Origin of the sequence: Aliifodinibius sp. S!AR15-10 (assembly GCF_031569985.1) — a bacterium.
Classification (GTDB): Bacteria; Bacteroidota; Rhodothermia; order Balneolales; family Balneolaceae; genus JAMQKA01.
Map to the genome: position 1 here is coordinate 83,832 of NZ_JAMQKA010000021.1, position 11,935 is coordinate 95,766.

An 11,935-nucleotide genomic window follows, 5' to 3' on the forward strand; every position below is an offset into this window, starting at 1 on the left:
TGCCTTGCTCCTTATACTCAACTCAGCACACACTGACTTTAACTCAATAAAAGCTCGATCAGCTAAAAAATGTCACCTGATCAAAACGGCTCAAACTTTCGCAAACAAAATAAGTCAAGCTCTGATCTCCTTGAACGAGAAGGAAGAGTTCCTCCACAGGCGGTAGAGGTAGAAGAGGCGGTACTCGGGGCAATGTTAATTGAGCACGAGGCGGCCACGGTGGCTCTCCAAATGCTGCGCTCAGAAGATTTCTACAAGCCGGCTCATCAGCATATTTTTGAAGTGCTGCATGACTTGTATGAACGGGATAATCCCCTGGACCTGTTGACCGTTGAGAATGAACTTCGGGACAAAGGTATGCTCGACACCATTGGAGGAGCAGGATACCTGTCGGAACTAACGCGGTCGGTAAGTTCAGCTGCTAATATCGATTATCACGCTCAAATTATCTCTGAGAAGGCGACGAAGCGCAATCTCATTCTCGGCTGCACCGACATTATCCAGGAAGCCTATGACAGCACTTCTGACCCGTACGATGTGCTGGACAAAGCGGAGCAGCGAATCTTCGATATTGCCAATCAGAAGCAGCGTGCCCAGGCCACTCCGATCGGTGATGTGCTGAAAGATACCCTCTCCTACCTGGAAGATATCAGGGGAAAACCTTCCGGGATTACCGGGGTTCCCAGTGGACTCGATATTGACAATTACACGGCCGGATGGCAAAAAGGTGATATGGTGATTATTGCCGCTCGCCCATCGATGGGTAAAACAGCTTTTGTATTAACGGCAGCTCGCAATGCAGCGCTCCACCAAGATGACAAGCTGCAGACGAATGTGGCGTTCTTCAGCCTTGAGATGTCTGCGCAATCACTGGTTCAACGATTTCTAACCATGGAGGCCCGGATCAATGCACAGAAGGCGCGTTCCGGTCGCCTGGATGATGAGGAGTTCAAGCGACTAATTGATGCCGCCGGCCGACTTTTTACGGCTAATATCTTTGTTGATGATACTCCAGGCCTTAGTATCATGGAGCTACGCACCAAGGCACGACGTCTTAAAAGTGAGCATGATATCGGGGTTATCATTGTCGACTACCTTCAGCTGATGACTACGACCGGTAAAGACTTTGGGACGCGGGAGCAAGAAATTGCCTCTATTTCTCGTGGTCTCAAAGCTTTGGCAAAAGAACTCGATGTGCCGGTAATTGCACTTTCTCAGCTCAGCCGTGCAGTGGAACAGCGCGGAGGAGATAAACGGCCGCAATTGAGTGACCTTCGGGAATCTGGTTCTATTGAGCAGGATGCCGATGTCGTCTGTTTCCTCTATCGACCCGAATACTACGGTATTAAAACCACCCCCGAGGGAGAGTCAACCACCGGACTTTCTGAAATTATTATCGGTAAACAGCGTAATGGTCCCACCGGCAGCCAGCGGCTGTACTTTGTAAAAGAGTATGCACGATTCGAGAATCTGACATCGGCATCTCCCTCACCGTATAAGGGTCAGGAGGAGTCCAGTGATGGAAGCCCGGACACAAATTCAGACAGTTCTGCCGGTACGCCCCCGATCGGTCATGATCCTGGACCTGATGAAGATGAAGCACCTTTCTAGCCCGGATTTCTCACAAGTATTTTTTGTGAAATCACGTAAGTTATTGAAAGAGAATAAATTGCCGTAAACGTGTTTAGGGGTTAGATTAGATGGCAAAGAACCAAGAAATATCCTCTGTGTCATCCCGGACTCCCGACAGCAGTCGGGAAACTCGTGTGGGCACCAAACGCTGATCTATTGAGGGCTGAGATCAACGGCAGAGCCCTGCGAGATCCTGAAACAAGTTCAGGATGACACAAAGTCTGCTTTTTAACCACTAAACGCGTTTGCCTTAATTTTTCTAGTCCCCGAAAATATAACAGAGTGTTTCTTGGTGAGAAATGCGGGCTAGCCCCCTTTTGCCCTATTGTTTGCCGACACAAGTAAGAGGCCCAAAGGAGTACCCTGGTGGAACATTCCGCTTTAGCTGCGAACAGCGGCTTCTACCTTCTCGTCTGCCAAATAATAGCTCTTGTACCAGTCTACAAAATTTCTGATCCCCTCCTCTATTCCCACGCGTGGCTTAAAATCGATGTATTCATACAAATCATCTACATCAGCCCACGTTTTGGGAACATCCCCGGGTTGGATGGGCATCATATCCTTTTTCGCCTGAATTCCCAGCTGCTTTTCAATTTCACCGATGAAATCCATCAACTTAACGGGGTTGCTGTTTCCGATATTGAACACCCGGTACGGGGCAAAGCTGGTAGCCGGATCAGGATCATCACCCGACCAATTGGTGTTGCCTGATGGTGGTTTGGGAATTAAACGGACGATCCCCTCAATGATATCATCGATATAGGTAAAGTCGCGCTCCATCTTTCCATGATTAAACACTTTTATCGGCTCATCCTTAAGCATGGCCTCAGCAAATAAAAACAGCGCCATATCCGGCCGGCCCCAGGGACCATACACGGTGAAAAATCGCAGCCCGGTGGTGGGTATCTCAAAAAGGTTTGAATAGGTATGGGCCATAAGCTCATTGGCCTTTTTGCTTGCCGCATACAAGCTCATGGGATGATCTATATTATCCGAGGTAGAAAATGGCATGTTGGTATTGGCACCGTAAACCGAGCTGGAAGAAGCGTAAATTAAATGTTCCAGCGAATGATGTCGTGCTGACTCGAGCACATTTAAAAACCCGGTGATGTTACTGTCAATATAGCGATAGGGATCTTTCAGGCTATATCTTACACCCGCCTGTGCCGCCAGGTTGATTACCACGTCAAAGTTACTCTCTCTGAACAGCTCATCAATAATGTACCTGTTTTCCAGATCTGTTTTAATGAATTTAAAGTTCGTATACGTTTTGCTTTCAGTAAGACTGTCTTCAGCGATTTGTTCTTTGTGAATACCCAGCGTTGCCAGACGGTCGTACTTCAGATCGGTGGAATAATAATCATTTATATTATCAAGTCCTGTAACACGATATCCCTCTTTGATCAAACGTCTCACGAGATTAAATCCTATAAATCCGGCAGCTCCTGTGACTAGAATATTTTTCATTGTAATTTTTTTCTTGATTAGAAAATTAACCAGCTTTGGATCCCAATTTACTTTGCCTGCAACTTTACTATTTCGCGTCTCCCATTTCTTAGAAAGATGTTATTTTCTACCGATCAGTAATAACCCATATCATCGATTTCCCAAGAGATTTTCAATTAACAGAAAGGAGGTCGCAGCTAGACTGAGAACCGGAGCAACAACGTTGACGTAATCAGTCAGCGACGGTTTCCTTCTAACCTGGAGCGTCACGATATCATTATTCTGGAGGTCGAATTCAAACATCTCAACTGGTTCAGGGTCACGATACTTATATCTAAAAAAGGCGACCCCGACCAACTTTTTGCTTCTGTTGTATCGGGATACCTTCACCTCTATCTGTGTTTTTGCCCAGTTGATATTTGCCTCTCTACCGCCGAGCTGGGTATATCCAAAACTGAAGGAGATCAATTCGGGCAGCTTGGTATCTTCTGGAACAATGAACCGCCCGGATGTACCAACATCCCCCCAAACATTGATGGAATCAGCCAGTTCGCCTACTTCAGCAACTCGTATATACCTACCGCTCATGCCAGTTTGGGCATACAAAAGGTTTGATACCAGGGTGCAGGTTACAACAATTATGACACGCAATAAATTTTTATACATCATAGCAATTTTATTGTAATGGGATCTTGTAAATGAACATTTACAAATGAAAATAACCGCCTTGTTCTAGATAATATTATAAGCAATAACCAATAAGGCTTTTACTCCTTATAGTTTTTATAATTACTGTATAGTGCTTGGTAATAGCCTTCACCGTAATATTGTCCTACCTCTTTTTTATGGTTAAAATCATTTAAAACAATTCCGGCTACGTTAGCTTGAATTCGACCAAGATCTTCAATTGTTCTAAGCAGCATCCCCCTGTTGGTTTTTCTATATTTTGCTACTACTAGTGTTATCTCTGCATCTTTTAGCAGTGAAGTAGAATCACTAATAATTCCGTATGGTGGTGTATCCAGAATTATCACATCAAACATCTCCTCCATTTTTTTCAGGAATTGTTTGAAGGTCAGGCTACTACCTATAATTTCTGGTCTCTCCGTTTCATTACCTGCAGTTACCACTTTCAGAGTATCTAATTCAGAATCTTGAATCAACTGCACCACCGGGATCTTGCCATTTAAATAATCCGATAATCCAGCCATGTCGTTTAAGCCAAAATAGTTTCGAAGCTTCGGTCGCCGGAAATCAGCGCCTATCACCAGGGTTTTATATCCTTCGTCTGCAAACGCGACACCGAGGTTGGCAACGACTGTTGATTTTCCATCCCCCTTTTCTGGGCTGGTCACAGCAATGGTCTTTGGTGGAGTATCCCCATTTTGATAGATAATATTATTTTTTATTCTCCTGATTGCTTCCGAGGCAATGCTGGTTCGGTCATAGAGCATAACCATCTCATCCGGAATGATCCCCTCTCCTTTGTTGAATGTTTTTCTATCTCTCCTGGAGATCTTCTCGAACGATGGTATTACAGATAAAGTCAGCGTTGGCAAATACGTTGTTCTAAGAAGATCCACACTTTTAACACTGTTATCCTTGAATTCACGCAAAGTGATAAATACTGCAGAGAAAAGACCACCCAACATCAAACCCAATATCAATAGAATTTTTTTGTTTGGACTGACTGGCGAATTTGGTTCCTGCCCGAGATCAATAATCCGGGCAAACCCAAACTGGGACTGTTCCCAGATCGACATATCAGCATATTGTCGTGAAACATTCAGATAGAGCTCTTCATTCATTCTTACGTCTCGTTGTAATTTTTCAAGCTCAATCATTCCTTCGGGAAGTGAGTTGAAATTCGAGTCCATTTCCTGTTTGTTTTGCGTTAATGCAGCTCGCCGTGATTTCAACTGATTTTGCTCTATGCGCAAATCAGTTAAGCTAGTTTGAATTCCGGACACCATCTCGGCTCTGACTTGACTATCCATGCCCATAAAAACATCATTATCTGTGAAGAGCTGTTCCGAAAGTCCTTTGATTTCGTTTTTAAGGTGCTCAATCTGATCATTTAGGAACTTTAAACGAGCTGGGACTGGATCTCTTTCTAATACACCGGGGTTTTTAGCAATAATAAGTGTACGTTCTCTTTCATACTGTGCCAGTTCCTCCTGTGAGGCTCGAATCTTCGGACCGATTGCTTCTGAAAACTGTTCCGAAAGTCCTGGTTTTATACTCTCCAGCTGATTTTCGTGTATAGATATTGTCTGCTCTATTGTCTCAAGCTCCAAGTTTATTCGCTGCAATTCTGCCTCTGTCTCGGCTTTTTGGGCAACAATATTCGAAGCCTGTTGATCCACTCGTACAAATCCAGTTGAATCCATATATCTTCGCAATTTTTCTTCAGAAGCCTGAAGCTTTTGCCTCATTTTCTCTTTCTCAGTATTTAAAAATTCAGCTGTTTTTTCTGCAGCCTGGCGACTTTGTTGTTTGGAATTTTCCACATAAATATTCATAGCCTCATTTACAACTTTTGCCGCCTCTTGGGGAGAAGGACTGGTGAAACTGATCTCCACAACATCCGAGTCAGGATTTGGTTGCAGGAAAGAGAGACTTCTCATAATCCTTGAAGCAACTGTACCCTCAGACACCCTGCTAATTTCACCTGTTTCCATGTCTTCAGTCCACAGTACCGGGAATTGGTTGATATTTCCCGGATCCTCCTCAATTAGTTTTTGGGCAACTTGAAGCGCAAATTGCCTTGATTGCAGTACCTGCAGTTCATTAATAAGAGTAGAACGAGTACCAACACCAGTAGCCCGAGATATTATCTGAGAAAGTTCTTCGTTCGATCCTTCAGATTGGATCATCAAGGTACCCTTACTTTCGTAGGTAGGCGTGATAGTGTCGGCGTAAAACCACGCGCCTATTGTCCCGGCTATCATAAAAACCATGATAAGCCATTTATATCTCAATATTGTAGAGATAATCTTTTGAGGATCTAGCTCATTCTTCTCATTACTCTCTGCCCTAAATGAGAAATCGGGGATAAATTGGGACTTGCTATCACTCCCCATACCATTATTGTTTCTTTTTTGTATTGAATCTGACATTTGTCAACCTTTATCTAAGTGATCGGACATGTTAACAATCTTATTTGTTCTAAAAATATCACCCAAATAGTCATAAATAACAGTCACTTGTACCTAAGTTCATTAATGTTTTTTTAAAAGTACTAAATAGCTGTCGTTGTAGTTTTATGGAATTCTGTATCAATAGGAGTTGACCTGTTCCTCGAAGTTTTCCTGTACCAATTTCTCTTCGTTGTAGGAATATGTAGGTACAATTGCTTTTAAGATGAACCTGACAGATTCCTTACTTTCATTGCCAAGCAGATCGAAGAGTTGGCTAATCTTCTCATCAAGCTCTTCCTTGGTTAATTTTCTACTGCATACAGCTTTAAATATTTCTTCATGTTCTGTCTCGAGCACTCCCTCCTCTGCATTAAGAAGTTCTTCAAATAATTTTTCACCGGGGCGGCGACCGGTAAATTCAATTGGTATGTCTCTATCCGGTTCCAGGCTGTGCAGGCGAATCAGATCTTTTGCCATGTCCAAAATTTTAACAGGTTCTCCCATATCAAGCACAAACACTTCTCCGCCCACTCCCATAGAACCAGCCTGCATTACCAAAAGTACCGCTTCAGGAATGGTCATAAAGTAACGCCTCATTTCCGGATCTGTTATTGTAACCGGTCCCCCATTTTTAATTTGTTCAATAAAAAGAGGAACTACAGAACCCCTGGATCCCAAAACGTTGCCAAAACGAACAGAAATAAACCTGGTCAAACATGTGCTGTTGTATGCCATACAAATTTCCTCGGCAACTCGCTTGGTAGCCCCCATAACATTTGTAGGATTTACGGCTTTGTCAGTAGAAATCATTATGAACTTTTCCACCTCGTGCTTACATGCCAGTGAGGCAACAGAGCGAGTTCCCCCAACATTTACCTTAATCGCCTCTTCCGGGAAGCTTTCCATCATGGGAACATGCTTATAGGCGGCAGCATGGTAAATTACATCCGGCTGAAACCATCCCAGTATTTGGTCCATCTTCATCTCATCGGTAATGCTTGCTACGCATGGGATAACTTCTGTTTCTGTACCTTTGAATTCATTTTCGACGTGAAACAGTTCAGTTTCATCTATATCAAGTGCTATTAGTTTTTCCGGTTTCAGTTTTGCACATTGCCGTATCAACTCGCTGCCGATAGATCCTCCCGCCCCGGTTACCAGTACTGTTTTACCCGTGATGCTGGCCTTTATAGAGTTGATATCAATATTGACTGGTTCTCTGCCCAGGATATCTTCAATACTTACATCCCGAATGTGCTCAATTCCCACGGGATTATCCGTTAAAGTGTGGAATGATGGGAGTATTTTAATATCCACTTTGGGTCGGATTTTCTTTATTTCATCAATAATCTCTTTTAGCTCTTTTTTGGGCATCTCAGGGAAAGCTACAATCAACAGATCTACAGGATGGGATTGAATATATGATATCATTTTATCTCTGCCGCCCAGAATTTGTACTCCGTGCAGTAACAGACCGGGCATAACCCGGTCATCAAAAATTCCATGCACCGAGAGGTTCCACTTCTCATCTTTCAAAATATCCCGAAGTATCTGCTCTCCCTCGCTCTCACCACCGAAGATGATAGTGTGTTTTTTTTTCTTCTTTTGTGAATTCCTTAACTCAAAATACATCCTCTTACTAACTCTGAAACCACAAATTCCCAAAACCGCATTAATCATCAGGATGGTGGTAAATGCAAACTCATAATTCCCAATGTCCAGGAAAAAAGGCGCTACTGTTAATGACAGACTTCCACCAACGGCAAGCCCTAATATGATTCTAACTACATCCCTCAAGCTCGCATACCTCCAATTCACCACATACATCCTGAAGAGTGCCAATCCAATCAGCACAGAGCAGATAATAATCAGTACGTGCTCAAGCGGGAAAGACCTTATACCGGAGGTAAACGGCAAAAGCGTTATATAAGCTATACTTGCTGAAATCAACAACGAGAATGTATCTCCTACCAAAAAGAACAACCCTCTTGTGTATTTATTAAAATATTTATACTTCTTTTGATAAGATTCAATTTCCATCTGGACCTCTCCCCGTTTTCTCTATGAAGTAAGATTTAGTAAACACACTATTTAATACATCATTAATGCTCATTTAACTCTTCTCACAGAGAAGATGTCTCACATCCAAAACTATTCACGACTCTTGATTTATTTAGTAATTGATTGAATAGATTCATCGCTATGGACAAATTTCTCTAATAGAGTTATTCCTCATGACTACTACGTCATCCATAATATTTAGTACAATAGTTGTGCCATATCGGGTTACTTTTGATAGTTAAATCCACTTTTCATAAAAAGGGGAATTTAGAGATGTGTGAGGCAGTTATGAGATAGAAATTCTTTCCTCTGAGATTTCAGCCGGGGAGGAAGGAGCCCCGGCTCAAGAATACCGAGTAATTTTTACTCAGTTGAGTGCGTAAAATTTACCCGGTTAACATTTGTAATTTCAGGTGTTTAGACCTATACAAGGAAGGAATCATTCTAATTAAAGTAACGTAAAACTTGGTTTAAGCAATAATCGATTAGTTCCCAACTGTGCCCTTTCATCCTGGTGTTCTGTTCATTTTTTGAACGACCAAAAAACGAACCAAAAAAGTCGCCAAAGAATCCCAAATGTTGTTCTCCCCTGCCAATAAACAGGCTATTGCTCTGGCAACTTTCGCAACCTTTTCAATAACTACCTGCAGGGATTCACTGGACTCGGGGAGTATTGCCTTTCTCTTGGTAAGAACTTCCATCAAAGCTACTCTTTATAGCAAAAGATGGGAAACCGAAGCATTTCTGTCTCACGAGGGGGCTGGCAACGGATTGAACCAGCGGTCACATCGGGGTCAGCACCGAGGAGTTAAATGCTTCTTGATCTTTTGGTTCGTGGTCAGGGCCGTGTCCGCCCACCGGCGTGATCAAACCAAAATGAACACCTCTAAAGAGAAATAAGCTTGAAATATCATACCCTCGCAACTATTTATAGCCTACTATTTTAAGGTGCTGTTAATACTTTAGTTTAACCAATAAACTCCTCCTAATGTATTATTTGAGAACCTTCTGGATAGACGTAACAACCCGTTCCCGTTCTTCTTCTGTGAGGTTACTACCAGACGGCAGACAAAGTCCATATTCAAAAAGCTTATCTGAAATTCCATTCCCGTAATATGGAGATCCATGATAAAGCGGCTGCATATGCATCGGTTTCCAGAGCGGACGGGTTTCAATATTCTTTTTCTCCAGTTCTATACGGATCTGTTCTCTTGTCACTCCCCTGGTCTCTTTGGGATTTACGAGAATCGTTGTGAGCCAGCGGTTGCTGTAATAACCGTCGGGTTCTTTCAGGAAATAGATACCTGTAGGTGAAGAATTTAGAATTCCGAATTCTGAATTCAGAATTTCCATCTCAAGCCATGATCCATTCAATTCCCTGAAATAGAAATCATGATTAGCTCGTCTTGTAGTAACCCGCTCATCCAACACCTTTATTTGCCCCCGGCCTATGCCAGCAACAATATTACTCATTCTATAATTATAACCCAGTTCTGAGTGTTGATAATGTGGGGCCTCATCACGGGCTTGGGTTGCCAAAAAACGTGCTTTTTTAACGAGTTGCTCATCATCGCTTAAAAGAGCTCCTCCCCCAGACGTTGTTATGATTTTATTACCGTTAAACGAGAGTACCGACAACATGCCAAAAGAACCACATTTTCGTCCATTCACAGAGGAACCGAGCGCTTCGGCAGCATCTTCAATAACAGGAATATCATATTTTGCAGCCACATTGAGAATCCGGTCTACTTTAGCCGGCATCCCGTAAAGATGTACAACTACAATCGCTTTTGGTCTCTTTCCCCCGTTTTTTTCCATTCTGTCTACAATAGCCTGTTCCAGCAAATCCGGATCCATATTCCAGGTATCAGGCTCAGAATCCACAAACACTGGAGTAGCCCCTTGGTATCTTATCGGGTTTGCGGTCGCGGCAAAGGTAAAAGACTGGCAGATCACCTCATCTTCAGGCTCCACCCCACAGAGAATCAATCCCAGATGAATAGCCGCCGTACCTGAAGTGACCACTGCGGCATGATTTCTCCCTGTAACGCCTTGTAAGTCCTCTTCAAAACCATCTACATTTGCCCCCAGAGGAGCAATCCAGTTTTTATCAAAGGCATCATGAATATAGTTAAGTTCGTCCCCTCCCATATGCGGAGAAGAAAGGTAAATTCGTGGAGCTGAATAGTTCATGTCTTATAGATTTATTTTTCGTTTCCAATCATAATTCTTTGATGTTTGGGGAAACAGTTCCTTCTTAATGAATTTTACTTTACTGTAGTATTTTAAAAATTACTGAATTGTACGATCATTCATAATGATAAATTGAAATCAAGGATTACATATTTCTAATAATTAAATTATAATCAAACCTTTATCTTTAACTTTTATTAATTTATTACAGTAAGAGACGTTACCTATCAAATCTATTTGAAAGGATAAAAGAATGAACCATCTAAAGTTATCATCTACTATAACAGCATTAGTTTTTTTCCTCCTTTCAGGAATACAAAATAACGCTACGGGTCAGTCCATGGAATTTGGTATAACCGGAGGGTTGAGTATGAGTTCTCACCTCCACCATTTCAGGTTCACAGATGCCGATGTTAGCCTCGACCTGGAACCTAAGTTGACCATGGGTTACCAGGCAGGTGTGATCGCCAGAAATAATTTTTCAAATAAATTGCGCTTACAAGCAGAACCTTCATTTGCAATGTTGGGTGCCCGGTATGAGGAATCTTTCACACTCAGAGGCTCTGTGTTTCAAACAGACAGCCGAACAGAACTTCTTTACTTTCAGTTGCCCCTGGTACTTCAACTTTCAACTGCTGGACCTAACGAGACGGTTTTCGGCAGTCCTTATGCAAAAACCACATACCACATAAGTGGCGGGGTTTTCGGAGGCTACTTACTGGACGCCCGATTTTCTGGAACGAACACGGGAACACCCATTGGGGTCCCTTTTGAAAGTGATTTCTCAAACGATATAGTATCGCAATATTCCGAATATGATGGGGGAGCTATTTTGGGATTGGGATTTGAACACGGTAACAAAAGAAAAATTGGGTTTGAAACACGTGCCCAGTTTTCGGTTTATGATTCTGGTGAACCGTCTCAACAACTGTTCGAATCTCAAAATATGGCCGTCACTTTCTCTGTTTATTTTTTGCTTTAGGGTATTGGTATGTTCATTTTTTCAATGAAGAAAATCCGCCGGGTGTCGGACTGAAGAACTTCCACCAAAAAAGTCGCCAAAGAATCCCAAATGTTGTTCTCCCCTGCCAATAAACAGGCAATTGCTCTGGCAACTTTCGCAACCTTTTCAATAACTACCTGCAGGGATTCACTGGACTCGGGAACTCGTGCCTTTCTCTTGGAAAGAATCTCTAACGCTCTCTCTTTATAGCTAGAAACTGAAGCATTTCTGTCTGACGAGGTGCTAGTGTTATAACTCATAAATATGTAAACTAATTATGATCTCTATAACTCAGGCTTGCCTTGTTCCTTACATCCCCCTGCGCCCCCTTCAATGTCCAGACCGGGGACATCCTTTACAGGTGTTCGGAGACATCCTTTACACTTTGCAGGGCGCTTATATTTTGTATGATGACCTCCAAAAAGGAGGCTGTTTTGCCCTGGGAAAACCAGCAAACAAA

Annotated in this window: 9 protein-coding genes; 2 read left to right on the forward strand and 7 right to left on the reverse strand. The window is 42.6% G+C overall.

Features of this window, described 5'->3' with window-relative positions; translation table 11 throughout:
* The first annotated feature begins 69 nt into the window (after nt 1-69).
* Nucleotides 70-1,611: a replicative DNA helicase gene (dnaB, locus tag NC796_RS14655; protein WP_310685422.1), complete on the forward strand. Its 1,542-nt coding sequence runs from the start codon at nt 70-72 to the stop codon at nt 1,609-1,611.
* A 402-nt stretch (nt 1,612-2,013) separates the two neighbouring features.
* Here dnaB and NC796_RS14660 read toward each other — a convergent pair whose 3' ends face one another.
* From NC796_RS14660 to NC796_RS14685, 6 genes are all read right to left on the reverse strand, one after another.
* On the reverse strand, nt 2,014-3,099 hold the full coding sequence (locus tag NC796_RS14660; RefSeq protein WP_310685423.1) for an NAD-dependent epimerase: 1,086 nt from the start codon (nt 3,097-3,099) through the stop codon (nt 2,014-2,016).
* Nucleotides 3,100-3,228: 129 nt separating this feature from the next.
* The gene (locus NC796_RS14665; RefSeq protein ID WP_310685424.1) at nt 3,229-3,747 is read right to left on the reverse strand and encodes a hypothetical protein; all 519 of its coding nucleotides are present in this window, start codon (nt 3,745-3,747) and stop codon (nt 3,229-3,231) included.
* Nucleotides 3,748-3,845: 98 nt separating this feature from the next.
* Nucleotides 3,846-6,197: a polysaccharide biosynthesis tyrosine autokinase gene (locus NC796_RS14670; RefSeq protein WP_310685425.1), complete on the reverse strand. Its 2,352-nt coding sequence runs from the start codon at nt 6,195-6,197 to the stop codon at nt 3,846-3,848.
* Between the two features lie 159 nt (nt 6,198-6,356).
* Nucleotides 6,357-8,258 carry a nucleoside-diphosphate sugar epimerase/dehydratase gene (locus NC796_RS14675; RefSeq protein ID WP_310685426.1) on the reverse strand — a complete coding sequence of 634 codons (1,902 nt, stop codon included), beginning with the start codon at nt 8,256-8,258 and terminating at the stop codon, nt 6,357-6,359.
* A 527-nt stretch (nt 8,259-8,785) separates the two neighbouring features.
* Nucleotides 8,786-8,980, reverse strand: coding sequence for a hypothetical protein (locus NC796_RS14680; protein ID WP_310685427.1), 195 nt, complete (start codon nt 8,978-8,980; stop codon nt 8,786-8,788).
* 292 nt (nt 8,981-9,272) lie between these two features.
* Entirely contained in the window at nt 9,273-10,472 is a 1,200-nt protein-coding gene (locus tag NC796_RS14685; protein WP_310685428.1) for an aminotransferase class I/II-fold pyridoxal phosphate-dependent enzyme, read from the reverse strand.
* Between the two features lie 340 nt (nt 10,473-10,812).
* On the opposite strand from NC796_RS14685, the gene NC796_RS14690 reads away from it, so the two are divergent.
* On the forward strand, nt 10,813-11,454 hold the full coding sequence (locus tag NC796_RS14690) for a porin family protein (protein ID WP_310685429.1): 642 nt from the start codon (nt 10,813-10,815) through the stop codon (nt 11,452-11,454).
* On the opposite strand, the gene NC796_RS14695 is transcribed toward NC796_RS14690, so the two are convergent.
* A complete protein-coding gene (locus tag NC796_RS14695; protein WP_310685430.1) occupies nt 11,451-11,735 on the reverse strand; it encodes a hypothetical protein in 285 nt (94 codons plus the stop codon). The two genes, NC796_RS14690 and NC796_RS14695, sit on opposite strands and share 4 nt — an antisense overlap.
* Nucleotides 11,736-11,935 lie beyond the last annotated feature (200 nt).